General features: G+C 62.4%; 23 protein-coding genes, 1 tRNA gene and 1 riboswitch. Of the genes, 7 read left to right on the plus strand and 17 right to left on the minus strand.

Features of this window, described 5'->3' with window-relative positions; genetic code table 11:
- Nucleotides 1–46: 46 nt before the first annotated feature.
- Nucleotides 47–250: a Flp family type IVb pilin gene (locus GKC30_RS12915; RefSeq protein ID WP_196772889.1), complete on the minus strand. Its 204-nt coding sequence runs from the start codon at nt 248–250 to the stop codon at nt 47–49.
- A gap of 158 nt (nt 251–408) precedes the next feature.
- Nucleotides 409–1,938: a heme anaerobic degradation radical SAM methyltransferase ChuW/HutW gene (gene hutW / locus GKC30_RS12920; RefSeq protein ID WP_196772890.1), complete on the minus strand. Its 1,530-nt coding sequence runs from the start codon at nt 1,936–1,938 to the stop codon at nt 409–411.
- 357 nt (nt 1,939–2,295) lie between these two features.
- Between hutW and GKC30_RS12925 the strand changes: the two genes are divergently transcribed.
- From GKC30_RS12925 to GKC30_RS12940, 4 genes are all read left to right on the plus strand, one after another.
- Nucleotides 2,296–2,892 (plus strand): metal-dependent transcriptional regulator, encoded by a 597-nt coding sequence (locus tag GKC30_RS12925; protein WP_196772891.1) that lies wholly within the window; start codon nt 2,296–2,298, stop codon nt 2,890–2,892.
- Between the two features lie 250 nt (nt 2,893–3,142).
- The gene (locus GKC30_RS12930) at nt 3,143–3,784 is read left to right on the plus strand and encodes a TetR/AcrR family transcriptional regulator (protein ID WP_155935374.1); all 642 of its coding nucleotides are present in this window, start codon (nt 3,143–3,145) and stop codon (nt 3,782–3,784) included.
- 98 nt (nt 3,785–3,882) lie between these two features.
- Entirely contained in the window at nt 3,883–5,121 is a 1,239-nt protein-coding gene (locus GKC30_RS12935; RefSeq protein WP_367614138.1) for an efflux RND transporter periplasmic adaptor subunit, read from the plus strand.
- A gap of 2 nt (nt 5,122–5,123) precedes the next feature.
- A complete protein-coding gene (locus GKC30_RS12940; RefSeq protein WP_155935376.1) occupies nt 5,124–8,324 on the plus strand; it encodes an efflux RND transporter permease subunit in 3,201 nt (1,066 codons plus the stop codon).
- Nucleotides 8,325–8,478: 154 nt separating this feature from the next.
- Here GKC30_RS12940 and GKC30_RS12945 read toward each other — a convergent pair whose 3' ends face one another.
- The 10 genes from GKC30_RS12945 to GKC30_RS12990 form a co-directional block, all read right to left on the minus strand.
- Complete coding sequence (locus tag GKC30_RS12945) at nt 8,479–8,694, minus strand: hypothetical protein (RefSeq protein WP_155935378.1); 216 nt, start codon at nt 8,692–8,694, stop codon at nt 8,479–8,481.
- 17 nt (nt 8,695–8,711) lie between these two features.
- Nucleotides 8,712–10,775, minus strand: a complete 2,064-nt coding sequence (locus GKC30_RS12950) for a ribonucleoside triphosphate reductase (RefSeq protein WP_155935380.1) — start codon at nt 10,773–10,775, stop codon at nt 8,712–8,714.
- Nucleotides 10,776–10,941: 166 nt separating this feature from the next.
- Nucleotides 10,942–11,118, minus strand: a riboswitch (cobalamin riboswitch).
- 62 nt (nt 11,119–11,180) lie between these two features.
- On the minus strand, nt 11,181–12,020 hold the full coding sequence (ablB, locus tag GKC30_RS12955; protein ID WP_155935382.1) for a putative beta-lysine N-acetyltransferase: 840 nt from the start codon (nt 12,018–12,020) through the stop codon (nt 11,181–11,183).
- On the minus strand, nt 12,010–13,323 hold the full coding sequence (kamA, locus tag GKC30_RS12960) for a lysine 2,3-aminomutase (RefSeq protein ID WP_155935384.1): 1,314 nt from the start codon (nt 13,321–13,323) through the stop codon (nt 12,010–12,012). The genes ablB and kamA overlap by 11 nt, the downstream gene beginning before the upstream one ends.
- A 13-nt stretch (nt 13,324–13,336) precedes the next feature.
- Complete coding sequence (locus GKC30_RS12965; RefSeq protein WP_367614139.1) at nt 13,337–14,074, minus strand: amino acid ABC transporter ATP-binding protein; 738 nt, start codon at nt 14,072–14,074, stop codon at nt 13,337–13,339.
- Nucleotides 14,075–14,150: 76 nt separating this feature from the next.
- Nucleotides 14,151–14,807: an amino acid ABC transporter permease gene (locus tag GKC30_RS12970; RefSeq protein WP_155935388.1), complete on the minus strand. Its 657-nt coding sequence runs from the start codon at nt 14,805–14,807 to the stop codon at nt 14,151–14,153.
- A 114-nt stretch (nt 14,808–14,921) separates the two neighbouring features.
- On the minus strand, nt 14,922–15,707 hold the full coding sequence (locus tag GKC30_RS12975; RefSeq protein ID WP_155935390.1) for an ABC transporter substrate-binding protein: 786 nt from the start codon (nt 15,705–15,707) through the stop codon (nt 14,922–14,924).
- A gap of 310 nt (nt 15,708–16,017) precedes the next feature.
- The gene (locus GKC30_RS12980) at nt 16,018–17,244 is read right to left on the minus strand and encodes a helix-turn-helix transcriptional regulator (protein WP_155935392.1); all 1,227 of its coding nucleotides are present in this window, start codon (nt 17,242–17,244) and stop codon (nt 16,018–16,020) included.
- Nucleotides 17,245–17,310: 66 nt separating this feature from the next.
- On the minus strand, nt 17,311–17,610 hold the full coding sequence (locus GKC30_RS12985) for a putative quinol monooxygenase (RefSeq protein WP_155935394.1): 300 nt from the start codon (nt 17,608–17,610) through the stop codon (nt 17,311–17,313).
- A 48-nt stretch (nt 17,611–17,658) separates the two neighbouring features.
- Nucleotides 17,659–17,952, minus strand: coding sequence for a hypothetical protein (locus GKC30_RS12990; protein WP_155935396.1), 294 nt, complete (start codon nt 17,950–17,952; stop codon nt 17,659–17,661).
- Between the two features lie 207 nt (nt 17,953–18,159).
- Between GKC30_RS12990 and GKC30_RS12995 the strand changes: the two genes are divergently transcribed.
- From GKC30_RS12995 to GKC30_RS13005, 3 genes are all read left to right on the plus strand, one after another.
- Nucleotides 18,160–18,253, plus strand: a tRNA-Sec gene (locus GKC30_RS12995).
- Between the two features lie 149 nt (nt 18,254–18,402).
- Nucleotides 18,403–19,554 carry an SGNH/GDSL hydrolase family protein gene (locus GKC30_RS13000; protein ID WP_155935398.1) on the plus strand — a complete coding sequence of 384 codons (1,152 nt, stop codon included), beginning with the start codon at nt 18,403–18,405 and terminating at the stop codon, nt 19,552–19,554.
- Nucleotides 19,555–19,832: 278 nt separating this feature from the next.
- Nucleotides 19,833–22,079: a vitamin B12-dependent ribonucleotide reductase gene (locus GKC30_RS13005; RefSeq protein WP_155935400.1), complete on the plus strand. Its 2,247-nt coding sequence runs from the start codon at nt 19,833–19,835 to the stop codon at nt 22,077–22,079.
- 159 nt (nt 22,080–22,238) lie between these two features.
- Here GKC30_RS13005 and pgl read toward each other — a convergent pair whose 3' ends face one another.
- From pgl to GKC30_RS13030, 5 genes are all read right to left on the minus strand, one after another.
- Nucleotides 22,239–22,967, minus strand: coding sequence for a 6-phosphogluconolactonase (gene pgl, locus GKC30_RS13010; protein ID WP_155935402.1), 729 nt, complete (start codon nt 22,965–22,967; stop codon nt 22,239–22,241).
- 123 nt (nt 22,968–23,090) lie between these two features.
- Nucleotides 23,091–23,747: a class I SAM-dependent methyltransferase gene (locus GKC30_RS13015; RefSeq protein WP_155935404.1), complete on the minus strand. Its 657-nt coding sequence runs from the start codon at nt 23,745–23,747 to the stop codon at nt 23,091–23,093.
- Nucleotides 23,748–23,830: 83 nt separating this feature from the next.
- On the minus strand, nt 23,831–24,658 hold the full coding sequence (locus GKC30_RS13020) for a substrate-binding periplasmic protein (protein WP_231117168.1): 828 nt from the start codon (nt 24,656–24,658) through the stop codon (nt 23,831–23,833).
- A gap of 90 nt (nt 24,659–24,748) precedes the next feature.
- Nucleotides 24,749–25,501: a substrate-binding periplasmic protein gene (locus tag GKC30_RS13025; RefSeq protein WP_196772892.1), complete on the minus strand. Its 753-nt coding sequence runs from the start codon at nt 25,499–25,501 to the stop codon at nt 24,749–24,751.
- A gap of 35 nt (nt 25,502–25,536) precedes the next feature.
- Nucleotides 25,537–26,082, minus strand: a complete 546-nt coding sequence (locus tag GKC30_RS13030; RefSeq protein ID WP_155935406.1) for a hypothetical protein — start codon at nt 26,080–26,082, stop codon at nt 25,537–25,539.
- Nucleotides 26,083–26,094: the final 12 nt, after the last annotated feature.

Below are 26,094 nucleotides of genomic sequence, written 5' to 3' on the forward strand. Positions count from 1 at the left end.
CGCCCGGCCAGCCATTCACGAGCGCTTCCCCTTCATACCGTGCGCGCTATTTCTTGATGTCGGTACCGGCATCGGTGATGTCGGACGCGATGTCTTGAAACTTCCCGCGCAGGGCGGAAATGAATGCCCCATCAGAGGCGAAGATGTAGCCGATGGCCGCGGCCATGGCCGCGGCCAGGATTCCGTACTCGATGGCGGTAACGCCGCTCTCGTCTTCAACAAACGCCTTCATGCTTTTCAGATCGAACATTGTTTCCTCGGAATTGTTGCAGGTTGGCACAATATGGACATTCAACGACCTCCACGCCGCGCACAGGTGGCCCATTGGAGATATTGAAAGTCAATTTCATCAGCGTCATGCGCGGACTCGGTCCAAGAGCACTTCAGGACCTCGTCGCGCAAACAGTGCTAGGCTTCACGCTGTTCGTCGATGTACTCGATGAGAAGCTGGGTCAGATTGACATACCAGAATTGCCCGGCAACGGTGAGCAGATACGATGAATCCACAGGGGCGAGGAGCCCGCACCGGGACCACTGCTCAAGGAGCGGGGCGGTCAATGCGCCCAGTTCGCCTGCCCGCGAGAGTCCAGGATAGCCCTGCCGCTCACAAAGTCCTTCCAGCATGGGCATATCCAGGCGCCCCTGCTCCAGGCTTTCGGTGATGGACTTGTTCAACTCGGCCAGGGGCACCGGGGCGAGCAACATGCCGACAGGTTTGCGGTCGGCCTCGACCATATCCTTCCACCGGCCGAAGTCCCTGATGTTGTATGTCATGTCGCCGTGCAGACTGCCTCCGGCTCCAGGGCCAAAGCCGAGGCAGGAAACGCCCGCCCGGGTATAGAGGTTGTAAATATTGCGCTCTCGTGGAGTGCGACCCCAATGGTTGACGGACAACCGGCGATAGAAGGCGGTTTCGAGGATGCGGACCGAGGCTGCGAACATTTCCCCCATCTGCGGAGCGTCGGCGGCTGGCGGCACCCGACCGGCCTCTATGGCCTTGGCCAGGGGAGAGCCGCGATGCACTCCCAATTGGTAGCAGTCCAGCCCGTCCAGGCCGAGGGATCGCGCAATGCGCAGATCCTCCTCCCATTTTTCCATGGATTGCCCGGGAAGTCCGTAGATCAGATCCACCACGATGCTGGCTTGTTCATAGGACTGCAAGAGCTTGATTCGCCGGACAAGCTCCTCCTGGTCCAGGCTGCGACCCATGGCCCGCCGAATACCCGTATCAAAGCTCTGCACCCCGAGGGAAAAGCGGTTGACGCCGTTTTTCAAAGCAGCCTCAATGAGCTCAGGGGTCAGGTTTGCCGCCCGACCCTCCACAGTGAATTCGCAGTCGTTGGCAAGAGGCAGAGCACCCTGTATCGCGCCAAGAATTCGGCCAAGATCCTCGGGAGCGAGCGCCGTGGGGGTTCCGCCCCCGAGATAGACGGCATGTACAGGCTCCCTCTCCTGAACCGGACGACCCTTCCACAGCCCGAGCTCTCGGATCAGGGCGTCCGCATAGGAGGCACCCGCCTCGCGGCGGTAGGGGTTTTGAAAGAAGCTGCAATACAGGCAGTGCGTATCACAAAACGGAACATGGACATACGCCAACTTCCGATCCTGACAGGGGGTTTCAACCAGCCTTTCAAGCCGGGCCTCTTTATCTTCCGGCAAGACGGGCACACCACCCATGCCCGGATGAACGGCGATCTTGCCTTCAAACGCCCCGCCCAGGGGGTCTTCCCCCTCCCGGGCAAAAAAGCGGAGCGGATCACCCTTCTCGACCCGATGCGGGAGGAGATTTTTCCCCGGCACGAACATCTCGCCGTGGCCCTTCTCGCCGCCGGGCCGCCCCGCCCCGCTCACATCCATGCCGTGGGCCATCTCGGTGGCAAGCATTTCGTGCGGATGGCCGACGGGCATCGCCCGCCCGTGCGTTCCTGCTTTTTCCATGGCCGCTCTCGCGAGCAGGAGGGAGTTGTGGTCCATGTGTCTGCCGCCCTTTGTTTGGGTTTGCAATAAAAGTTTTTAGAGTCGCATAAAGTTTTGTGTGCCAAACTTTGTGTCTTTTATGAAATGCCAAGGGCCCTGTCAAGCGGAGAAAACTCCCCTTTCCACAAAAAAATTAGTGGCAAAAAAAGAAGTCTTCCCTGATAATTATCTCTCTGCCGACCCTTGGCATATCGAAAAAGTTCGTGTAGAGTACGGGTATTCAAACATTGTTTTTACACAGCCAAAAAAGGACAATGCCCCCCATCGGCACTGCCCGCCTTGAGTGGCAAACCACCTCGGCACATGGAAACCGAGCCGATGCCCAGAACAACAGCCCTCGAAAAGGCGGCCGACAGATGCGTCAAGCAAGGAGCCCTCATGACCTCGCAGCACAAAGAAGAGCAGCAACTCAGCCCGGTTCAGGAGAACTATCTTGAAGCCATCTTCCGCATCGAGACGCGTGACGGCGCAGCTCGGGCCAGCACTATCGCCGAGGCGGTCCAGGTTTCCCGCTCCACTGTCACCGGGGCGCTCAAAACCCTCAACGCCATGGGATACGTCGAGTATTCGCCCTACAGCCTGATCTATCTGACAGACAAGGGGAAGGATGTGGGGAGAAGGATTGCCCACAGACACTTCGTTTTTTTGGCTTTTTTAGAAAAAGTCCTCTACCTGGACCCAGAGGAGGCAGACAAGACAGCCTGCGCCCTGGAGCATGTCGTCTCAGACGACATTGTCAAGCGACTCGGAGAGTTCGTTCTCTTCCTCAAGAGCTGTCCTGAGTTTTGGACGGATTGGCTGAAAGTCTACAAACGGAACAATCTGCTTGAAAAAAGCCACACCAGCGCCACCATCGCAGAGGTTCTTGGGACAAAGCCAGGCCAGCAGAGAGACGCCGCCCCGCAAGACGACTGAGCCCCCATCAAGGCACAAAGACCACGCCGACAACCCGCCCGGACCCGCAAGTCTTCACGGGCTTGAATTGACAAATCCCCTGCCCCTCAATGGGATCATTCCGTCCGTCCTGTCGGCGGAAATCCGCTCCGACGACCGTCCGCCCCCACTGCCGGGAATTTGCCAGTCAGGAATTTTTCTCATCCCAGCCCTTGACATCCTTCCCGCGCCAACAATATGACTGACCCGTCAGTCACAAAAAGAGGTCGGCATGAGCGAGTCGCGCAAATCAGGCCGGGGCCCCGGACGACCGGCCAACCCGGCAAAAAGAATCAAACGACGCAAGGCCATCCTTGCCCAGGCCGTGCGCCATTTTGCAAACGATGGATTCGACCGCACCGACATCGAGACCATCGCAAAGGCGGCGGGCTGCTCCAAGGGGACGGTCTACAATCATTTCGCCTGCAAGCAGGCGTTGTTTCGCGAATCCGTGGACTATGTCATGGACGGCCTGATCAAAAGCGTCGACAGCTCCACCACGGACAACGACACCGTGTCCTCCCTCGGCCTGGCCATCCGGGCCTTCCTCCGCTACTTCAACGAGAACCCGGAGTACATCGAGCTGCTCATTCAGGAGCGGGCCGTGTTCAAGGACCGCAACAGCCCCTCGTACCACGAGTACGTCGGCCGCCACCGCCAGGAGCATCTGGGCAAATTCATCCAGCTCATGGACCAGGGGGTGTTCCGAAAACGCCCGGTGGAGCGACTCTTCGACATGATCGGAGACATGCTCTACGGCACCATCTTCACCAATTATTTCGCAAAAAGGACCATCTGCCTCGAAGAGCAGGCCAAGGAAATAACGGACCTGTTGCTCAACGGACTGCTCACGCCCGAAGCCAAGGTTCCCTGACGCGATCCCCTGCCATAGCGAGACCAACACCCCATGCCCTGCGTTATGCCAAGCAGGGAGCGCACCTGTCGTTCCCATCCATTCATCAGGAGTTTTTTGTGATCAAATCAAAACGATTCAAGACCGTCGGGCTTTTTCAAAACGCCCGGAGCATTCGGCGGGCGATCATGCTCGTCATCCTGGCCGGGGCCGTGGCCGCCGGTCTGACCTATCTGCAAGGGGCGGATTCTCCCCCCGCAGGCATGCAGGCCAGGGGGCCGCAGCACGCCCTGGCCGTGTCCATGATCACCGTGACCCCGCGCAACGTGCCGTTGCGGCCGCTTTTTCTCGGCCAGACAGAGGCATCGCAGACCGTGGAGATCCGCGCCAGGGTCAGCGGCTTCCTTGAGAGCAAACATTTCGAGGAGGGCGGCGAGGTCAGCGCCGGGCAGATGCTCTTCCGCATCGACCCGCGCTCCTTCGAGGCCAGCCTGGACCTGGCCCGCGCCCAGTTGGCCAGCGCGCGAGCCGAGTTCGCCCGGGCCAGGAGCAAAGTCACCCGCTACACCAAGCTTCTTCAGAGCAACGCATCCACCCAGGACGAGCTGGAGCAATGGCAGACCGAGGAGCAGGTGGCTCAGGCCAACATTCTCATGGCCAATGCCCGCATCGTCAACTCCGAGCTGGACCTCGGCTACACTGAGATCACTTCGCCCATGGACGGCCGCATCGGCATGGCGCTGAAGGATGTGGGCAGCTACGTGGACGGCTCCACCGGAGGCCTGTTGGCCGTGGTCGAGAAAACCGACCCCATCTATGTGCGCTACACGGTCAGCGAGCAGGACATCCTCCTGGCCCGGCGACTGGCCCTGAGCGGCAAGACCTCCCAGCCCCAGCAAAGCCAGATGCGGCTCGCCCTGACCCTGGCCGACGGCACCTCCTATCCCTATGAGGGCCGCATCACCTATACCGATCCCCAGATCGACCCGGCCACCAGCTCATCGGTCATGCGCGGCACCTTCCCCAACCCGGACGGCCAGTTGCGGCCCGGCCAGTTCGTCCATGTCCGCATCGACGGCATTGATCGGCTCAACGCCATGCTCGTCCCCAAAACCGCCGTGATCCAGAACCCTGCCGGAGCCTTTGTCTACGTGGTCGGCGAGGGCAGCACGGCCGAACTGCGCAAGGTCGCGCTTGGCGACTGGCACGAGGACCAGTGGGTCATCGAGGAGGGGCTTGAGCCCGGCGAAACGGTCATCACCGACCATCTGATGCAACTTGCGCCGGGGTTGCCCGTGCAGTCCTCGACTTCCGCCCAAGCCGGGCCGGGCGAGGCGCCGACAGGAAGTGAGGGCTAGCCATGTTCTCGCGTTTCTTCATCGACCGTCCGGTCTTCGCCTTCGTGGTCTCCATCCTGATCATGCTTGGGGGCACGGTAGCCATCTTCGTCCTGCCCGTGGACCAGTATCCGCAGATCACGCCCCCCACCATCCAGATCGATGCCAGCTACCCCGGCGCAGACGCCAAGACCGCTGCCGAATCCGTGGCCGCTCCCATCGAGCAGCAACTCAGCGGCATCAAGAACCTGCTCTACTTCAGCTCCCTGTGCTCCAACAACGGAGCGGTCAAGGTGGTCTGCACCTTTGAGATCGGCACGGACCAGGACCTGGCCGCCGTGGAGGTGCAAAACCGCCTCTCCATCGCCGAGCCAAGGCTGCCCACAGAAGTGACCCGCCAGGGAGTGACCGTGACCAAGTCCTCCACCAGCATGCTCACCGTGCTTTCGCTGGAGTCCGACGGCCGCTACGACGACGTGTACCTCAGCAACTACGCCACCATCAACCTGCTCGACATGCTCAAGCGGGTTCCTGGCGTTGGCGACGTGGCCGTGTTCGGGACCAAGGACTATTCCATGCGTATCTGGGTCAACCCCGACCAGCTGGCCGCCCGTGGGCTGACCGTGACCGAGGTGGCAGCGGCCATTCGCGAACAGAACGCGGTGTTCCCGGCAGGCACCATCGGCCAGCGGCCCACGGCGGGCGAAGTGGAGCTGACCGTGCCGGTGCTCACACGGGGCCGTCTGCATGAAGTGGCCGACTACGAGAACATCATCCTGGTGGCCAACAGCGACGGCTCCACCCTGCGGCTCAAGGATGTGGCGCGGGTCGAACTGGGCGCACAGAGCTACGACCTGTTCGGCCGGGTCAACGGCAAGCCCACCACCCTCATGCCCGTCTATCTCCAGGTGGGGGCCAACGCCCTGGACACCATGGAGGGCGTGACCGCAGCCATGGAGGCGGCGGCACGCAGTTTCCCCGAAGGGGTCTCCTACAGGATGCCCCACGACACCACCCTCTTCATCCGCGACTCCATGGCCGAGGTGGTCCACACGCTGTTTGAGGCGGTGCTGCTGGTGCTGGTGGTGGTCTACATCTTCCTGCAATCGTGGCGGGCCACGCTCATACCGCTGCTGGCCGTGCCCGTGGCCATCATCGGCACCTTTGGCGGCATGCTCGCGCTGGGCTTCTCCATAAACACCCTGACCATGTTCGGCCTGGTGCTGGCCATCGGCATCGTGGTGGACGACGCAATCATCGTGGTGGAGAACGTGGAGCGCATCATGCACCAGGAGGGGCTGGGACCACGCGAGGCCACCATCAAGGCCATGGAGCAGGTCACAGGGCCGGTCATCGCCATTGTTCTGGTACTCGCGGCGGTCTTCGTGCCCGTGGCCTTCCTGGGCGGGCTGACCGGCCAGCTCTACCGGCAGTTCGCGGTGACCATCGCCGTGTCCGTAGGCATCTCCGGACTGGTGGCCCTGACCCTGAGCCCGGCCCTGTGCCGCCTGATCCTCAGACCGGGACACGGCAACAAGGCCCGGTTCTTTCAGCGGTTCGACGACTTCTTCGACCGGATGACCACAGGCTATGCCGAGGGAGTGCGCCGGGCCATCCGCCGCATTCCGGTTTCGCTGGCCATTTTCGGCCTGCTCTGCCTGATCGCCCTGGGCCTCCAGCGCCATGTGCCTTCCGGCTTCCTGCCCGACGAGGACCAGGGCTACGTCCTGGTCTCGGTCATGCTCCCGGACGGCTCCTCCCTGGACCGCACCGATGTCACGCTCCGCCAGGTGGAAGACCACCTGTTGAACGACCCTGCGGTTCAGAACACCGTCCTGCTCGGCGGCCTGGACTTCTTGAGCGGCGGCATCACCAGCACCAGCGGCAGCACCATGTTCGTCAAGCTCAAGCCCTTTGAGGAACGAAAAGGGCCGGGCATGAGCTCCCAGGAGGTAGCCCTGCGGACCATGATGCGCTTCGGGGCCGACCCAGTGGCCCGGGTGCTGGCCTTCAACCCCCCGGCCATCCAGGGCCTGGGCACCCAGGCCGGATTCCAGCTCGAACTGCAGTCTCGCGGAGGCGGGAGCGTGGAGGATCTGGTGGCCACTGCCCAGAAGTTCGTGGCCGACGCCAACGCCAACCCGGACCTGACGGGCGTACGCGGCACCCTGCGCGTGACCCAGCCCCAGCTCTATGTCGAACTCAACCGCGACAAGACCAAGATGATGGGTGTGCCCGTGTCCAGCGTCTTCGACGCCATGCAGGCGTACCTCAGCTCCCTGTATATCAACGACTTCAACAAGTACGGGCGGATATGGCGCGTCCAGCTCCAGGCCGAGTCCGAATTTCGCGACTCGCCCTCGGACATCGGGCGCATCTTTGTGCGCAACGCCGGGGGGGGCATGGTCCCGCTCTCGGGTGTCACCGAGGTCAGTTTCCGGGCCGGTCCCAACGCCGTATCGCACTTCAACGGGTTTCCGTCCGTGCAGATCACGGGGGTACCCGCGCCGGGCGTCAGCAGCGGCCAGGCCATGGACGAAATCGTCAAGCTCGGCGAGGAGACCCTCCCGGTGGGCTACGGCTTCGAGTGGAGCGGCGCCTCGTACCAGGAGGTCAAGACCGGCAGCCAGGCTCCCAAGGTGCTCGCCTTCGGCATCCTGGTGGTCTTCCTGGTGCTGGCGGCCCAGTACGAGATGTGGTCCCTGCCCATCGCGGTGCTCGGTGTGCTGCCCATCGCCATCCTGGGCGCCCTCATGGCCGTGTGGTCCCGAGGGCTCGTGCAGGACATCTACTTCCAGGTCGGGCTGCTGACCCTGGTGGGCCTGTCGGCCAAGAACGCCATCCTCATCGTGGAATTCTGCGTGGCCTCCTACCGTAGCGGCATGGGGCTGGTGGAATCGGCCGTCGAGGCGGCGCGGCTGCGCTTCCGGCCCATTGTCATGACCTCGCTGGCCTTCATCCTCGGCGTGGTCCCGCTGGCCATATCCAGCGGCGCAGGCTCTGCGGCGCGGCATTCCATCGGTACCGGCGTCATCGGCGGAATGGTGGCGGCCTCGGCCATCGCCATCTTCTTCGTGCCGCTCTTCTTCGTCATCATCCAGCGGTGCAGCGATTTCATGCGCAAAAAGTCGCCCCTGATCGTGCCTTCGCCGGACGGGTACGACGACGAAGACGTAAACGGAGAAACCCCGGAACCGACACCCGGCAGACACACCGCCGGATAATCGCCCAAACAAAGCGGGTCGGGGCACATGCCCCGACCCGCTCTCTTGTGACGCGAAACCCCTCCTCGGCAGCACCGCCCGGTGGACGACGCCAAAAGGGATGGCAGCTCCTGCTCAGGGGAGACCAGGGGGCGGGAAGGCCCCGCCCGGCAGGTCATTCAGAGGCGATATCCTTGATCATCCCGAGAGATTTCCCCCGGTCCTGGGCCAGCTTCTTCCACTTCTTTTTCTCCTTTTTCAAGGCTTCAACGGTGTGCAGCAGGTTGAGGATGGTCTGGGCGGGGTAGCCATGGGTTCCCCGGCCACCCCTTCTGAGTTCCTCATCGTTGTGCTGCCTGATTGAGGCGAGCTGGTTGGCGTCGAGTATCATTGCTCGTCAGTGGCCCGTCAGGCGGGCTGGCAGAAGGTTTCCTTGGAATATTCGATGCGATCCTTGTACTCTTCCTGCTTGCCCTTGTTCCAGCGACCCACCGGGCGGTAGTAGCCCACCACCCGGGTGTAGACCTCGGCCTCCTTGTCGCAGGTCGGGCAGTGAAAGTGCTCACCGTAGAGATAGCCATGGTCCTCGCAGACGGAGAAGGTCGGCGTGACCGAGATATACGGGATCTTGGTCTTGCTCATGGCCTTGAGCAGGAAGTTCTTCACGCTCTCCTCGTCCGGGGCAGCCTCGCCCAGAAATGCGTGGAAGACCGTGCCGCCGTTGTACAGGGTCTGCAACTCGTTCTGGTGCTCCAGGGCAAAGAAGACATCCGAGCTGATACCCACGGGCAGCAGTGTGGAGTTGGTATAGTACGGGGTTTCATCGCCCGAGGTATAGATGTCGGCGTACAGGTCGCGATCAATCTTGGCCAGCCGGTAGCAGGTTCCCTCGCCGGGCGTGGCCTCAAGGTTGTACAGGTTGCCGGTCTCCTCCTGGAACTCCACCACCAGACGGCGCAGCAGGTTCAGGGTGCGCTGCATCAGTTGCGAGCCGGACGGGGTGTCCAAGCCCTTGCCGAGCAGGTTCATGCACGCCTCATGGCCGCCGATGAGCCCGATGGTCGAAAAATGGCCCTTGAAGCCGTTCTTGAGGTAGCGCCGGGAAAAGGGGAACATGCCCGCGTCCAGGTTCTTCTGGACCACCTTGCGCTTGAACTCCAGGGACTCCGAGGCCAGCCGGGCGTACTCGGCGACCAGGTCCATGAAATCCTCCTCATTATGGGCCAGGTAGGCCAGCTTGGGCAGGTTCAGAGTGACCACGCCGATGGACCCTGTCAGGTCGCCCGCGCCGAACAGGCCGCCGGTCTTCTTGCGGATCTCGCGCAGGTCCATCTGCAACCGGCAGCACATGGAGCGCACGTCCTCGGGGTTGAGGTCCGAGTTGATGAAGTTCTGGAAGTAGGGAGCGCCGTATTTGGCGGTCATCTTGAGCAGCAGCCTCCCCTCCTCGGAATCCCAGGGAAAGTCCTTGGTCACGTTGTATGTGGGGATGGGGAAGGAGAAAATGCGCCCGTCCGCGTCGCCTTCGAGCATGACCTCCAGGAAAGCCCGGTTGATCATGGCCATCTCCTCTGCATATTCGCCGTAGGTGGAGTCCCTGAGTTCGCCAGCGATGATGACCGGCTCCTTGGCGATGTGCGCGGGCGGCACGAAATCAAAGGTGAAGTTGGTGAACGGCGACTGGCCGCCCCAGCGGGAGGTGGCGTTCAGGTTGTGGAGCAGCTTCTGGATCTGCTGCTTGACATCGTGGTAGCTCAACGCGTCGTTGCGCACGAACGGGGCCAGATAGGTGTCCACGTTGTTGAAGGCCTGCGCCCCGGCCCACTCGTTCTGCAACGTACCCAGGAAGTTGACCATCTGGCCGCAGGCTGCATCGAAATGCTTGGCCGGGGTGGACGAGCAGCGGTCGCGCAGGTTGAACCCCTCCAGCAGCAGATCGCGCAGGGACCAGCCCGAGCAGTATCCGGCCAGGCCGAAGGACAGATCGTGGAGATGGAAGTAGCCGTGGGTGTGGGCCATGCGGACCTCCTCGGGATACTTCTCCAGCATGTACCGGGCCTGAACCGATCCGGCCATGTGCAGGATCAGCCCCTGGTAGGAGTGGGTCATGTTGGAATTCTCGTTGACCCGCCAGTCCACGTTGTTCAGGTAGCTGTCAGTCACTCCGGCGATGTCCAGGAACGCCTCGTTCTGGGAGCGCAGTTCGCGCCGCTTCTCGCGATAGACGATGTACCGCTCGGCCACCTTGTACAGCCGGGCCTCCATGAGCACCTGCTGGACCATGTCCTGAACCTGTTCCTGCTCGGGAATGTCCACGTCCATCAGCTTTTTCTCGACTTTTCCGGCCAGCCTGTCGGCCAGCAGGGGATCCTTGATGCCGCTGCTGGTCAGGGCCTTGAAGATGGCGTTGCCGATCCGCTTGGTGGACCAGGTTTCGATGCATCCGTCGCGTTTGAGGATTTTGCTTGGCATGTAAATCTCTTGCAGACAGGAAAAGCGGAAGGCCGCGCCCCGTGACGGGTTGCGGCAGAACTGTCTGCGCTGTCGCCGATGCACGGCTTCGCGGCGGAACCGCGAGACCCGACGACGGTTCGGGTGGGCTCATTCTTGTCCGCATGCGGGTTCCGCGAACCGCATCCGGCAGGAAACGCTTCAGGTAGGTCTTCTGACTCTCCCCGTCCGGCCCGCCTTCCCGCCTCGCGGCAGTGGCATGTTGAACCGGACCTTCGTGGGGGATTACAGCGGCGGGACCGCTCCGGCTTCGCACCGGATTCCCTGTTATGGCCTGGCGGCCACCTGAAGGACATCGTGAACTCGGAGCAGACTAGCCAAAGCGCCTGTGAAGCGCAAGACTGGAATGAAACAGGCCCTCAATACTCACCCGGCCAGACGCCGATGCCAGACGTTCATACTTTCCAGCCGGCCGGCAATCTGGGTGTTGTTGTGCAGGGTTCCGCCGTAGCGATACCCACCCCGGGCAAAGACCGTGTTCATCCCGTAGCTGACAGCCCGGGCGATGGTATAGGCGGTGCACACCCCCAGGAAGCGCACCGCCTCTTCCATGTGGATCAGCAGACGCCCTGCCGCGCCCTGGCCGCGCAAAGCCGGCAGGGTGGCGAAATCTGTCATTTCCGCGCATTTCCAGTGCATATCCATCTCGGCCGAGGCCGCGGCCACCAGCCCGCCCCCCTCGCCCGGAATTCCGAAAAAGGCCACGCCCGAGTCCATGGCCTCGCGCAGATAGTCCGGGTCGGTAATGGGAAAGGGATAGGTCTCAAAGACCGCACCATACAGTTCGGCCAAGACTCCTGCCTGGTCATGGCCCAGGCGGATCACATCCGGTCCGGGCGCTGCGGCCACGGGCTTGCGCGACTTGCGCTCGGCCACATCCAGGACATCGGCGATGCGCCCGGGGTCGGCGGGCACGGCGCGACGGCGGGCAAGGTAGCGGCTCATGAAACAGGCGCTGCCCTCGCCCCGGCGCATGCCCGGCACACGGGCCTCGTTGACGAAGCCGCGCCGGGCGAAATGGTCGGCAGCATCGGATGGAACCTTGGCAAAAAGTTTGGTGTATCCCCGCTCGCGACCCAGTTGGCGCATGGCGTCCACAATGCCGGGCAGGTCGGCGCGGTCGAGCTTCATCAGGTAGACCCGGTCATTGGCCGGGCCATGCTGCACCAGGGAATTGCCAAGCCGGGTGACGGAATCATGCCGCATCGTCGCGCCTCCCCATGCGCTCGTTGCTCTGCGGGGTCAGGCTGTTGGTCTCGTCCCAGTCCGAGAGCAGTTTTTCTATGCCGATGGCCTTTTCCTCTGCATCGTCCTCCTTGAGCTGGAGGTTGCACTTGGCGCACTCGCGGTCGCAGTAGTTGGCCTCGTAGGTCTCGGGTTCGTGATAGGTGGTGATGACGCCTTCGTAGTTGCGCAGCACGACCTTGTTGGGGCCCCAGGAGACCACATAGTTGGGCATGACCGGGATCTTGCCCCCCCCGCCCGGGGCGTCCACCACATAGGTGGGCACGGAAAAACCGCTGGTGTGGCCGCGCAGGCTTTCGATGATCTCGATGCCCTTGCCAATGGGGGTGCGGAAATGGGTCAGGCCTTCGGACAGGTCGCACTGGTAGAGGTAATAAGGGCGGATGCGGTTCTTGATCAGCTTCTGGTTGAGGGTGCGAATGAGCCGCTGGCAGTCGTTGACCCCGGCCAGAAGCACGGACTGGTTGCCCAGAGGGATGCCCGCATCGGCCAGGCGCTGTATGGCCCGGCGCGAGGAGGCGGTCAGCTCGCGAGGATGATTGAAGTGGGTATTGATCCACAGGGGATGATGCCTGGCGAGCATGTCCACCAGATCCCCGGTGATGCGGTAGGGCAGGACCACGGGCGTTCTGGTGCCTATACGCACCACATCCACATGCTCGATGGCGTCGAGCCGGGTCAGCAGCCAATCGAGCTTGTCATCAGAGAGCATGAGCGGATCGCCGCCGGAGAGGAGCACGTCGCGCACCTGGGGGGTGTCGCGGATGTACTTGAGCCCGGCTTCAAGGGCCTCCCGCGAGGGCACGGAATCCACATCGCCCACCTTGCGCTTGCGCGTGCAGTGGCGGCAGTACATGGCGCAGACGTTGCTGACGTGGAAGAGCACCCGGTCCGGGTAGCGGTGGGTGATGCCGGGCACGGGACTGTCCTTGTCCTCGTGCAACGGGTCGATCATGTCGTGACGGCCGATCTTCAATTCCTCGGGGCTGGGAAACGACTGGATGAAGACCGGATCGTTCCCGTAGTCGTCCACATCAATGAGGGAAAGGTAATACGGGGTCACGGCCATGGGAAACTTGTCCAGGGTCCGCTCGTAGATGCGTCTTTTCTTCTCCGGAAACTCGATGCCGAGCACCCGCTCGAAGTCGTCAACGGTCCTGACGGTGTTGCGCACCTGCCATTTCCAGTCGGTCCAATCGGTCCAGGAGGCCGTATCGCGCAACGTCCTGGCCACATCCTGCTGATGTTCGTTGAATATTGTCAAAAAGTCTCCTTGGTTAGAGTATTTGGCCGAGGAACTCCTTGGTGCGGGTCTCCTGCGGCGTGTCGAAGATGGTGTCCGGGCAGCCCTGCTCCAAAATCACGCCCTCGTCCATGAAAGCCACCGAATCGGCCACTTCGCGGGCAAAGCCCATCTCGTGGGTGACCACCATCATGGTCATGCCGTCGTCGGCCAGCTGACGCATGACCGAGAGCACCTCGCCCACCAGCTCGGGGTCCAGGGCCGAGGTCGGCTCGTCAAAGAGCATCACCTCCGGCTCCATGGCCAGGGCGCGGGCGATGGCCACCCGCTGCTTCTGCCCGCCCGAAAGGGTCTGCGGGTACGCGCTCTCCTTGTCGGCCAGACCTACCTTGTCCAGATAGTAGCGGCCCAGTTCGCGGGCCTTGGCCCTTGGCATCTTCCGCACCTGGGTAGGGCCTTCGGTGACGTTACCGAGCACGGTCATATGCGGGAACAGGTTGAAATGCTGAAAGACCATGCCTACCCTGGAGCGCAGGGCGTTGATGAACCGTTCATCGCCATGGACCAGTTGGCCGCTCACCCGAATCTCTCCCTGGTCATAGGTCTCCAGGTAATTGACACAGCGAAGCAATGTGCTCTTGCCCGAACCGCTGGCCCCGATGACGCAGACCACGTCGGACGGCATGACCGCCATGTCGATGCCTCTGAGCACATGGTGCTCGCCGAACCATTTGTTCAGTCCCTGTATTTCGATAACCGGCGTCTGATGCACCGCTTCCTCCCGTGGTTTGAAGATTCTCCGCCGCCGCGCATTGCGCCGGGCCGCGACCCGACGCCTCCGCCCCGGTTCACTGCGACGAGACATCAAGCCGATTCTCCAGGGCGCGGAACAGCCAGCTGAACACGGCTGTGTAAAGCAGATAGAACAGAGCCGCGATGAACAGCATCTCCATCATCATGAAGTTGGACGAGGCCAGTTGCTGCGACTTGAGCAGCAGCTCGTTGATGGTGATGGTGCTGGCCAGGGACGAGTCCTTGAGGGCGATGATGAACTGGTTGCCCAGCGGAGGCACCGCCCGTTTCAGGGCCTGGGGCAGGATGATGCGGATCATGGCACGGGGATAGGGCATGCCCAGGCTGCGGGCCGCCTCCATCTGCCCGTTTGAAATGGAGACGATGGCTCCCCGGAATATCTCGGCGATGTAGGCGCCGTTGTGAATGCCCAGGGCGAGCACGGCCGAGGTCAGGGCACTCAGCCCGGCCAGACTGCGCAAGCCGAAATAGATGAATAAAAGCTGGAGCAGAAGCGGCGTACCGCGCACCACATAGATGTAGGCCCGGGCGGGAAGGCTCAGGAGCCGCCGCTTGGAGATACGCATGAAGGCCGTGCCCAGGCCCAGACCCACGCCCAGAACGATGCCCAGTGCAGAGACCTTGAGCGTCATCCAGGCCGCCGGAAGAAAATAGGGCAGATACTTGGGCAGAGCCGCAAAGTCGAAATACATGCAAGTTCCGATATCTTGAGGGTTGGGGGGAGCGGTCGGGACACTTCGCCCCGGCCAGCGTAGAGCCGCCGGGCGGCAGCCGGTGGCCGCCGCTCCGGCCGCGCCGGACAGCGTCTACTTCGCTGTGATGTCGGCGTTGAGCCACCTGACGCTCAACCGTGCCAGGGTGCCGTCCTCGTGCATGTCCGTGAGGATTTGATTTACGGCATCAAGCAGGGTGGCATCGCTCTTGTTGAAGGCCACGGCGATGTCCTCGCTGCGCAGGGGCGCACCCAGGGGGACGATGTCGAACCTTTCGGAATTCATGGCGTTCACGCCCACAACGCGGTCGGTGATCACCCCGTCCACCACGCCGCTCGAAAGCTCGGTCAGGGTCTGGGTATCGTCCTTGTAAAGCTTGACCTCTCCCACGCCGAGCCGGGCCGCGTCATCGGCAAAGGTGGTGCCGGTGACCACGCCCACGATCTTGCCGCGCAGATCGTCGGGCAACGAAAAGGGCGCATCCTTTTTGACCATCAACTGCGCCCCGGAATAATAGTAGGGTATGGAGAAGTTGACCACCTTGAGCCGCTCCTCGGTCACGGCCATGCTGCCCAGGATGCCGTCGTACACGCCGGAGCGCAGGCCCTCGATGATGCCGCTCCACTCGGTGGTCACCGGCTTGAGAGCCACGCCAAGCCGGGAAGCCACCTCGCGGGCCACGTCCACGTCGAATCCTACCAGCTCGTTGTTTTCGCTGTAGAAATTGAAGGGAGGATAGCCGCCGCTCATGGCAAAGCTGATTTCGCCGGCCTTTCTGACGCGTTCAAGGGAATCCGCCTCCTTGTCCGAGCAGGCGGCAAGGCCGAGGAGAAACAGCGCGGCCGCAGCCACGGCCAGCATACGCACAATGATCTTCATGAAAGCTCCCGTGTTATGATGATATAGTGATTATCCGGACTGGCGGCAGCTATTGCGGTTAACGCCGATGCTTGTCGCGACATGGTCATAACCATGGGATCATGAAGCCAGCCTGGAATACCATGCAATGGACGACAGCATGACGATCAGTCCCTCGCCGCATCGCCAGGATCAATGGCGTTGCTATGCCGTTGCATTGCCGTAATCAGCACAAACACTGTGCCGCATTGATGCAATGCTGACACCATTGTGTCCTGCCGGGCAAGGGGGGAAAGCGGGGATGTGTCGGGTACTCGGGGATACCCGAAGGTCAGCTCAGGGGAGGCTTGTGTCGAAGGTAGGCGTACAATGATGTCCGGCTGCCGCGCAGGCCGAGCTTGCGCCGGATGTTCTTGCGGTGGGTCTGGATGGTTTCAAAGGAGAGGTTGAGCAGCCCGGCGATCTCCGCGCCTGTGCGGCCCAACTGGATGAGCTGACAGACCTCCATCTCCCGGGGCGAGAGGCGGTAGAGGGCTGCGTCTTGGACCATGTCCGGGCCCGGTGAGCCTTGGTCCCCGGCCAGATCGGCCAGCCGCTCTTCGATGACCGCCCGGTAGCCCTCGCGCACGTCCGCGGCCTCGGCCTTGGCAATGCGCTCCAGGGCGGGCAACATCTGTTGACGCACCTGGCTGGTCAGGGCTTGGCGCATCTCGCGGCGGTCCTCTTCCACGGTCTTGATGACACGCATGAGCGCGATGTTCATCTTCTCCACCTCGGCCTTCTGGTCGCGCAGGTCGGCCCGCAGCTCCGCCTGGCGAGAAAGATCGTGCAGGATGAGTTGAAACAGGGAGTAGCCGGTCAGCCGGATGCGGCGCACCGTGGCCTCGGCCGGATATTCGCCTCCAGAGCCGTCGGCTCCCTCCACCCGCCCGGTCCAAACCCCGCCACGCCCCAGCGAGTCCATGGCCTGACGGACCGTGCGTCGCGATCCGGGCGCCAGCAGGCTGTCCACGTCGCACCCGGCCAGATCTGGAGCTGGCTGCCCCAGCCTGGCCCCGGCGGCCACGTTGGCCGAAAGCACCACGCCCGATGTATCGGCGAGAATGGTGGGGTCCTTGGCCGTGTCGAACAGGGCGTTGAACAGGGCGATGGAGTCGGACAGGGCCGAGATGTTGTCCTCAAGCCGTTCCTCAAATGTCTGGCAGAGGTTTTCCATGGGCCGGTTGTCCGTGGCCACGATCACGAAACCTCCGGGCCGGGCCACCTCCACGGCCAGGGGAATGACCCGCAGGAGGAAGTTGCGCCCGCCCGCGCAGGCGACATCGTGGATGGTCAGGACCGGATAGCGGACCAAGGCCTCTTCCAAAGAACGCACCTTCAGGCCAAGCGCCCGCCAGAAGGGAAGGCCGACCCGGGCGGAATCGGGCAGATAGGCCAAAGGCTGCCCCTGCACGGCCCTGACCATGCCCGAGAGATCGGCAAAAAGCACGAGGTCGCTCCAGGCGTCAATGACACCGCCCGGATCCGAAAGGGGGGGTATGGCCGGTTCGCTGGTCATGGATCAAGAGTCCTGACGCAACCTGACACGCCCTGCCCCTCAAGTAAAGTCGGGCCGAACCGTGGATCAGGCCACATCAATCCCGCGCCAGAGGGCGACCTCGGTCGGACCGGCCACCATCTCGGCCGTTGCCCGACGCATGGCCGCCATGTGGGCCGAAACGCCGTGGGCAGCCAGGGCCGCATCGCTCTCCCATATTTCATAGAAAAGAAAAACGTCGCCGGAGTCGGCCCGGTGCAGATCATAACGGATGCACCCCGCCTCTGCGCGGACCAGGGGCACCACGCGGCGCAGCTCCCGCTCCAGGGCGTCGGCGCACCCGTCCCTGGCGGTCACCACCGCCGAAACGTAAACACGCTCACCCATGCTGTGCCCCCTTCGCATCAGGCCCGGACAACGAAAGCGTCAGCCGCCCTACTCGCAGACGGTGCCGGTGCCCGGCGCCAGCCCGGCCAGATAGGCCGAAGCCGCGTCGATACGGTCGGCGGGCAGTTGGGCGCCCTTCTGGACCATGCGGGCCACGGTGGCTTTCCAGGCAGCGTCGTTCTTGACGCCCACCGTGAGACAGACCCGTTTGGGCGAATGGCACCGCGAACACGCCTGCTTGACGGTCTGTCCGATGTCCGACGCTCCGGCCATCCCGGCCAGGGCAAAGATCCCGGCCATCGCACATCCGGCCAGGGCGTATCGGGTCTTGCGAAGAGTCATGTCGATCTCCGGTATGCTGCGCGGCCTGGGGCCGCAGATGTTGGACAGTGGCGCATCCGAGCCCGACCGCGCCGCCCCCGACTCGCCACCCTCCCACAAATACTTCACCGCGCTCCAAATGTACAGCCTGCCCGCCGGGTCGAAACCGTGGGCAACAGATTCCTTCTTGTCCGCCCGCCACAAACTTGTTACCTCTGTCCAACCTATGGAAGCGTTTCGTCACCGGTGTGGCGCTTGGTCTTCAAAACCAATGTGTGGCAGTGATGTCACAGGCAGGTTCGACTCCTGTACGCTTCCGCCAAAATAGACAAAAAAGCACTCCGACAGACTTGCCACGATGCAACCTCCTTCTGGTTAATCGCGAAAGGCTTGATGGGTCGAGATAGCCCTACTTGAAAGCTTCATGAGGCAAGGCAAGAGAACCATTGAACAAGGAGAACCGCGTTAGACATGCGAACGCTGAAACATATGGCCATTAACGCCATGTTGGCGCTGTTCACACTGGCGTTACTTGGTGTCGGTACAGAGTTTGCCCTGCGTTTACTCCTCCCTTTGCCCGAAACACATGTCCCCGGCGAACGCTTTAATGAAGACAGAACCGGATTCCGCCCAGGAACAACGTGGACCATAATAGAACCGGAATTTGTGGAGAGAATCAGTATCAACTCCCTTGGGGTTCGGGACACGGAGATTGATCCGGCAAAGCCGGTCATCATTTTCTTGGGCGACAGTCAAACCTTCGGCACCGGAGTGAACCAGGGGGAGCGATTTAGCGACTTGGTGCGACAAGCCCTTGTGAAGGGTTGCCGGAAGGAGGCATATCAGGTCCTGAACGTAGCCATGCCCGGAGCCGACACTCACTCTGAACTGTCCATGCTTCAACGACTGATGCACAACCACGACCTACGGCCGCTGAAGATTTTTCTGTGTATCACCGGGAACGACCACCAGGCCAACCATGCTGCTCTGACAGCAAAACGTGTCGAATCAAGACTGGCTCATGACATGGAGATGAACGCAAATTCCTCCGCCCCTCACCCGTTTTGGCAGTGGGTCAAGTCCGTTCGATACAGTTCTCGGCTGGTGGTTTTCGTGCTACAACGTCTGGAACAATTCCAATGGTTCCGCGACCTTTATACCGAACTCAAGCACCGTCTCGGCGCGGGCGAGATAAATCAAGCCGGCTGGATATATTTGGACAGTCCCGTGCTGGACCAATGGTTGGCGGCCACTGAATACTATCTGGAACAGTTGAATGCAGTGGGACCAACCTCGGTAGTGCTTATCCCGGACAGGTACAGATATGACTCCGCGTTGCGGGAAAAAGCACGGGAACACCTTGTGCTCACAGGGAAGAATCCTGAACAGATCGATTTTTCCGCAGAATCTGCAAAAATTTCAACGATGTGCGACAGGCTTAATGTTCCGTTTCTGGACCCTGCCGATGTGTTTGCGAACCACGAAAACAGCTCAAAACTGCATTATGCCATCAACGGCCACGCCACCCCGGCGGGCCACGAACTCACTGCGCAATTTCTCCTGCAGCACTCAACATTCCTGCGCGAAGCACTGTATTCATGCGGAGGAGCTTCGTTGGATTAGTCGCATCTCGTCAAGCGGTGCCATCCCACCTTGGTTGGCGGGCCCTGACTTCCTTCCGGTTCCTCGACGCGGCCCAGGCCGCGCTTGTTCCCTGCGGGGGCAATTGCGACATTCCAGTACATCCTCAACGCACTCCCGGACTTTTTTGCCCCTGGAAGTATTTGCTCTGGCTTTTTGCCACCTCTTTTTGTAGTCTAGACAATCTCTAGCCGTCCGTCTTTTTGGCGCTGTCCGCTCAAAAAAATGTATAATTTCAAGAGATAAACCGAGGTCTGTCCATGTCCAAGATGAAGATGCCCACCAACCTGCCCGACCCGATCATCAACGAAAACGCAAAGATAGTCCTTGCCCGCCGCTATCAGAAAAAGGACACGGAGGGCACCGTCTACGAGACGGCCAAGGAATTGTTCTGGCGGGTGGCGTCTTCCATCGCGGCCGAAGAGGCCAAATACGACAGATCCACGGTCAAGCCTGCTGCGCTGGCCCGCGACTTCTACGACCTGATGACCTCCTATTCCTTCCTCCCCAACTCGCCCACTCTGATGAACGCGGGAACGGGCCTGGGCCAGTTGGCAGCCTGCTTCGTCCTCCCGGTGGGCGACTCCATCGAGGACATCTTTGATGCGGTCAAACATGCGGCCATGATCCACAAGTCCGGCGGCGGCACGGGCTTCTCCTTCTCGCGGCTTCGGGCAAAGGACTCGGTGGTCGGCTCCACCGGGGGCGTGGCCTCTGGTCCGCTCTCGTTTCTGCGCATCTTCAACTGCGCCACGGAGCAGATCAAGCAGGGAGGGACCCGGCGCGGGGCAAACATGGGCATCCTTCGCGTGGATCATCCAGACATCCTCGAATTCATCAAGGCCAAGGAGCGCGACGGCGAGCTGAACAACTTCAACCTCTCCATCGGCCTGACCGAAGCCTTCATGCGCGCAGTGGAAAAGAACGAGGACTATGACCTGGTGGCCCCCAACTCCGCCACGGTGATCGGCAGCTTGAACGCCCGCGAGGTCTTCAACATCCTGGTCCAGAAGGCGTGGGAGTCCGGCGATCCGGGCATCGTCTTTCTCGACCGCATCAACCGCGACAACCCCACCCCGACCCAGGGCGACATCGAGTCCACCAATCCCTGCGGGGAACAGCCCCTGCTGCCCTACGAGGCCTGCAACCTCGGCTCCATCAACCTGGGCAATTGCTACGCCAGGGGCCACAACGGCAAGGACTCGGAAATTGACTGGGACGAGCTGCGCCGCATCGTCCACCTCTCGGTGCGCTTTCTCGACAACGTCATCGACGCCTCGGTCTACCCGCTGCCCCAGATCACCGAGATGGTCGGCAAGAACCGCAAGATCGGCCTTGGGGTCATGGGGTGGGCCGACCTGCTCTACCAACTGCGCGTGCCTTACAACTCGCAGACCGCCGTGGACCTGGCCGAGCGGGTCATGAAGTTCGTGCGCGACGAGGCCCGCAGCGCATCCAAGCAGCTGGCCGCCGAGCGCGGCCCCTTCCCTGCCTACGCCGAATCGGTGTTCGGCGAGGCCAATCTCGGCCCCTACCGCAACGCCACCACAACCACCATTGCGCCCACCGGCACCCTGTCCATCATCGGCGGCTGCTCCTCAGGCGTGGAGCCGCTCTTCGCCCTCAGCTTCGTGCGCAACGTCATGGACAACGACAAGCTTGTGGAGAGCAATCCCTTCTTCGAGGCGGCCCTCAAGGAGGCCGATGCCCACTCGCCCAAGCTCATGGAGGAGATCGCCAAGGTCGGCACCATCAGAAAGATGGACCACCTGCCCGAAGAGCTGCGCCGCGTCTTTGTCACAGCCATGGACATCGAACCCATCTGGCACCTCAAGATGCAGGCATCCTTCCAGAAATACACGGACAACGCCGTGTCCAAGACCGTCAACCTACCGAACTCGGCCACCAAGGAAGAGATCTGGGACATCTACTGGAAGGCCTACGAGTACGGCTGCAAGGGCGTCACCGTGTACCGCGACGGGTCCAAGACCTCCCAGGTGCTCTGCACCGGAGATGGCGACAAGAAAACAGACGACGCCAAAGCCGGTAAGTCCGTGGTCAAGGCACGGCCCGATGTCATCTACGGCTTCACCCAAAAGATTCCCACCGGCCTTGGCATGCTCTTCCTGACCGTCAACGAGATGGACGGCAAGCCCTTCGAGGTTTTCGCCACCATCGGCAAGTCCGGCGGCTCCATCACGGCCAAGGCCGAGGCCATCGGCAGGCTCGTCTCACTGGCCCTGCGCTCGGGAGTGGAGGTGCGGGAGATCGTCGAACAGCTCAAGGGCATCGGCGGGGAGAACCCCAAATTCATGAAAAAGCATCTGGTCAAGTCCATCCCGGACGCCATCGCCCACGTCTTCGAGTCCCGCTACCTCCAAGGCGCGACGATCAATGGAGGCGTTCCCTCCCTGAACAGGGAGACATGCCCGGAATGCGGCGAGCCCCTCGTTTTTGAAGAAGGGTGCCACATCTGCAAGTCCTGCGGTTTCACCAAATGCGGATGAGGCGGAGTGAAAACAGGAGCTTCAACGGCCGGGGACGAGACCCTCGGCCCCCAGAATATTGACAAATCCCGCCCTGGCAGACGCTGAGAAAGGTCCGCGCCGTTGTAACGCAACGAGGCGCTCGCGCCCCGGTCAACGGCTGACGGCCAGCCCTGACGATCAGCTCCTGGCTGACTGCCCGGCCGCTGCCTCGTCCAGGTACCACAGGGTGCGCCCGGCATCGACCCTGGCGGCCGGGTGGCTGCCGGACGCAGGATCATTCATGATCTCCGTGACCAGGGAGCGCTTGTCCCGGCCGGACACCAGAAAAAGGGCCGTGCGGGCCGCGTTCAGCACGGGCAAGGTCAGGGTAACGCGGTCCACGCGGGGTTCCGCGTCCGGGGCGGACACGGCCTCGACCCAGTCCGAGGAGTCCAGCTCGTACCGCCCGGGAAAAAGCGAGGCCGTATGGCCGTCGAGCCCCATGCCGAGCAGCGCGAGGTCGAAACAGGGCCATGCGACCTCCCCGAAGCATCGGGCAAGGTCCCGACGCAGTTCGCGAGCCGCTTCCCCGGCCCCCAACTCGCCCCTGATGCGGACCACATTGGCCCGGTCCACGGGCACGCGGGAGAGGAGCAGATCGTTGGCTTGCCGATAATTGCTCCACTCGTGGTCGGGCGGCACCGCCCGCTCGTCACCCCAGAAAACCACTGCCCGGTCCCAGGGGATGCTCCCGCGCCAGGGCTCCGTGGCAAGCAGTTGCATGAGCCTGGCCGGGCCTGCGCCCCCGGACAAGGCCAGGGTGAAGCGGCCCCGCGCCTCCAACGCCCGGTGGGAGAGGCTGACCAACAGATCCGCGGCGGCCCGGCTCTGGGCCTCGACATCGGCGAACACGAGAAACTCCGGCATGGCTCCTCCGACAACATGAACGACCCGGCGCACCGTGCGCCCAAAATCTGGGGCGGACCATTGCACCGCGGCGAGCCCGCGTCAACACCTGGGAAACAATTTCGACGCCCGCCTCCACCGGGATCAGACCACGACCGAATACACGCCCACCCTGCCACCGAGAAAACAGGCGAGGGGGTTTCCGGGGTCCAGCCCAAACCGGGTCAGAAAAGCGGAGCAGCCGCCCTTTTCCATAAAGTGTCGGTAGCAGGCATGGTGATCGCGACCGGCCAGTCGCTCCACCAGGGCAATGGCCGCCCCGGCCAGCCGCGCACCATTCGCCGTGCGGTAGTCCGCCACGACAACAAGGCCACCGGGCCGGACAAGCCGAAGGGCCTCGGCAAGGATCGCCCGTCCGATCTCCGGCGGCTTCTCGTGCAGGGCAAAACTGATGGCGCATCCGGCGAACCCGGCCGGTTCCAGGCCAGTGGCCGCAGCGTCGGCCAGCAGATACCGCACTCCATTGCCCCGGCCACGGGCCTGATGGAGCATGGCCGGAGAAAGGTCAACCCCCACCACCCTCAGGCCGGCCCCGGCGGCCATATCGGCCAGGGCCCCGGTGCCGCAGCACAAGTCCACCACCGCGTCTCCCGGCCGGACGGCACCGCTGCCCAGCGCAGCCGTCATGGCCTCGTGCACAGGCCGCAAAAACGGGCCAACGACCACATCGTAGACCGGGGCGATACGGGAGTACTCATCGCCTCGGGGAACGGCCTCCATGGTGTTCTTGTGCGCCGCCATGCGCTTTCTCCGCGATCATTGAATGGGTTGACGCCCATGCGGTGCTTGCAACAAGGCCCTGTGATGACCTTTATCGGAACAGACTAGCGAATGCCTTCCCGAAACAACCGCTCCCGGGCGCGATCAACGGCCCCCTCGGCCACCAGGTCGGCCATGGTCCGGTTGAACTCATCCAGCCGGGCCGCATGGGGCGACCGCCGGGAGAGGGCCATATGCACGTTCTGGGGCTCACGATACACATGCACGACCTTGGACACCTTGTCTCCCAGCCCTGCTGCGGCAATCCGGTAATCCCCCGAGGACTCGGTGGAAATAAAGGCGTCGATGCGGCCTGCCAGCAACATCCTGATGTTGAGTTCAATAGAGGCCACCGGATACCTGTCGATGCCGGGGTCGCCGTCGAACTCGGGATAATACCCCACGCCCAGGATCGTGCCCACGCGCAGACCGCGCAGGTCTGCATGGCTGGAGATGACATGCTCCCGTCCCTTGAGCACGTAAAAAGCCTTGCACGTCTCGTTCTTGTACGGAGGTTCGATGAAATGCAGGTACATCTCGCGCTCGGGCCGGCGCAGTATGCTGGTCATCAGGTCTATCTCGCCGCTCTCCATCATCTTGAGGCCGCGCTTGAAGGGGTAATGAACGTACTCCACGGTCAGCCCCATCCGCTGGGCGAGCATCTCCAGAAGCTCCACATCTATGCCCGCCGGTTCATCATCCGGGTTGAGCACCTTCCATGGAGGCAGAGAATTGAATGACACGCGCAGCACGGCCTTGTCCCCGGCCAGGGTTCCAGGCGCTGCGGCCAGCACGGCAACCGCCGCCAGCACCACGCCCGCCAGCGCACGCACCACACTGGCCCATTTTCGACCGCCCCGCCACACCGGACCCGGCTCACCTCTGTCGCACATCGTCTCTCCCGGCTGCGTCCAGCCGCACCCGGACAGGCGCGGCATCGTGGCAACCTACCAGCAAACAAGGCTTTGTCAACATGACCACGGCTAGGGCCGGGAATTGTCCGCCGGGGGAAAATAGCGGTTCATCACGGCATCATAGACCCCGGCCGCCTTGAGGTCGTCCAGGGCCTGCCGCCACGCCCGAAGCACCGAATCAGGAGTGGATCGGGAAAAGCCGATGTAGACCCCTGAGGTGTGGACAGGAGGCCCGACCCGTTCGAACATGGCCGGGTCCAGCCCGTCGATACTGCCAACAAATTGGGCCAGGGCCTTTTCACCCATGGGCACCAGATCCACGCGGCCCTGGGCCAGCTTGCGAAAGTCATGTGCCTGACAGGTGCTGACATCAAGATTGGTAAAGCCCCGCGCTGCCAGGAATTGATGATAAAAGTCGTCGCGGGTCACGCCGATGGCCCCGACCCGCCGGGCGTCGTCCAGTGAGGCAATCTCCAACTCCGCGCCGCGCCGCGCATAAAAATAGAGCGTGTCCTCGAACACCGGGCCCACAAAACGGAACAGATGCTCGCGCGCGGGAGACCGGCTCAGGGGGAAGAGCACCCGGCCGTCCTCCTCCTGCAACGCCCTGTAGGCCCTGGCCCAGGGATAAAAGATGATCTCCGTGTCTTCCAGCCCCAGGCGGTCGAGAATGCGGCGCACCAGATCGACGCAAAACCCCCGAGGCTCTCCGTCCACCTGATAGCTGAACGGCGGATACCTCTCGGTCATGACATGCAGGTCGTCGGCCTGTGCGGGCGGGGTCCAGATCAGACAGGGGACCAGGGCCAATGCCAACGGCAAGATCGCCAGACATCGGCCCCATGAGGGCCAGAGAGTCACGCGGTTCCTCCAAGGTAGGCCAGTTCGCCGGTCAACCCCTCGCATTGCGAGGAGCGACCGTGCAGCAGACGGCCAAGACGCATCATCTGCCCGGCGGGAAAGTCCCTGGACCAGCGGTCAAGATAGCCCGCAAAGCCATACTGCCGCAGCAGGCTCGCGGACTGGTCGAAAACCTGCCCGGCCAGGGCGGCCCAATCCGTGTCAAAACAGATGCTCCAGACCGGGTACTCGACCCCGCCCACCTCGCGCTTGCCCTTGAACTCCACCCTCACCTCAAGGCGCCCGCCAGGGCCGGGCGCGAGGGACCAATAGTAAAGCCAACCCTCGCCCACCCACTCGAACTCCAGGTGATGATAGTCCACGGCCATGTCCGGCGGCGCATCCAGACCATGGACATCGCACAGGCAGCGAAAAAGATCCTTGAGCGGCTCGGACAGGGCGCAATGCGCACTCAGGTCGTATCGGGCTCCTCCAAGGACGATGTACGCCTCAAGCCAGCCGGACTTGATCTCGGTCAGATGAAATTGCGGCGAATGGGACATGCTCTCCTCATG

Source organism: Pseudodesulfovibrio alkaliphilus (genome assembly GCF_009729555.1).
Taxonomy (GTDB): Bacteria; Desulfobacterota; Desulfovibrionia; order Desulfovibrionales; family Desulfovibrionaceae; genus Pseudodesulfovibrio; species Pseudodesulfovibrio alkaliphilus.

Excerpts from the sequence above, each read along its gene's own strand:
- GKC30_RS12915 (WP_196772889.1), bottom strand. The coding sequence starts at position 250 with ATGTTCGATCTGAAAAGCATGAAGGCGTTTGTTGAAGACGAGAGCGGC.
- hutW (WP_196772890.1), bottom strand. The coding sequence starts at position 1,938 with ATGGAAAAAGCAGGAACGCACGGGCGGGCGATGCCCGTCGGCCATCCG.
- GKC30_RS12925 (WP_196772891.1), top strand. The coding sequence starts at position 2,296 with ATGCCCAGAACAACAGCCCTCGAAAAGGCGGCCGACAGATGCGTCAAG.
- GKC30_RS12930 (WP_155935374.1), top strand. The coding sequence starts at position 3,143 with ATGAGCGAGTCGCGCAAATCAGGCCGGGGCCCCGGACGACCGGCCAAC.
- GKC30_RS12940 (WP_155935376.1), top strand. The coding sequence starts at position 5,124 with ATGTTCTCGCGTTTCTTCATCGACCGTCCGGTCTTCGCCTTCGTGGTC.
- GKC30_RS12945 (WP_155935378.1), bottom strand. The coding sequence starts at position 8,694 with ATGATACTCGACGCCAACCAGCTCGCCTCAATCAGGCAGCACAACGAT.
- GKC30_RS12950 (WP_155935380.1), bottom strand. The coding sequence starts at position 10,775 with ATGCCAAGCAAAATCCTCAAACGCGACGGATGCATCGAAACCTGGTCC.
- ablB (WP_155935382.1), bottom strand. The coding sequence starts at position 12,020 with ATGCGGCATGATTCCGTCACCCGGCTTGGCAATTCCCTGGTGCAGCAT.
- GKC30_RS12970 (WP_155935388.1), bottom strand. The coding sequence starts at position 14,807 with ATGTATTTCGACTTTGCGGCTCTGCCCAAGTATCTGCCCTATTTTCTT.
- GKC30_RS12975 (WP_155935390.1), bottom strand. The coding sequence starts at position 15,707 with ATGAAGATCATTGTGCGTATGCTGGCCGTGGCTGCGGCCGCGCTGTTT.
- GKC30_RS12980 (WP_155935392.1), bottom strand. The coding sequence starts at position 17,244 with ATGACCAGCGAACCGGCCATACCCCCCCTTTCGGATCCGGGCGGTGTC.
- GKC30_RS12985 (WP_155935394.1), bottom strand. The coding sequence starts at position 17,610 with ATGGGTGAGCGTGTTTACGTTTCGGCGGTGGTGACCGCCAGGGACGGG.
- GKC30_RS12990 (WP_155935396.1), bottom strand. The coding sequence starts at position 17,952 with ATGACTCTTCGCAAGACCCGATACGCCCTGGCCGGATGTGCGATGGCC.
- GKC30_RS13000 (WP_155935398.1), top strand. The coding sequence starts at position 18,403 with ATGCGAACGCTGAAACATATGGCCATTAACGCCATGTTGGCGCTGTTC.
- GKC30_RS13005 (WP_155935400.1), top strand. The coding sequence starts at position 19,833 with ATGTCCAAGATGAAGATGCCCACCAACCTGCCCGACCCGATCATCAAC.
- pgl (WP_155935402.1), bottom strand. The coding sequence starts at position 22,967 with ATGCCGGAGTTTCTCGTGTTCGCCGATGTCGAGGCCCAGAGCCGGGCC.
- GKC30_RS13015 (WP_155935404.1), bottom strand. The coding sequence starts at position 23,747 with ATGGCGGCGCACAAGAACACCATGGAGGCCGTTCCCCGAGGCGATGAG.
- GKC30_RS13020 (WP_231117168.1), bottom strand. The coding sequence starts at position 24,658 with ATGTGCGACAGAGGTGAGCCGGGTCCGGTGTGGCGGGGCGGTCGAAAA.
- GKC30_RS13030 (WP_155935406.1), bottom strand. The coding sequence starts at position 26,082 with ATGTCCCATTCGCCGCAATTTCATCTGACCGAGATCAAGTCCGGCTGG.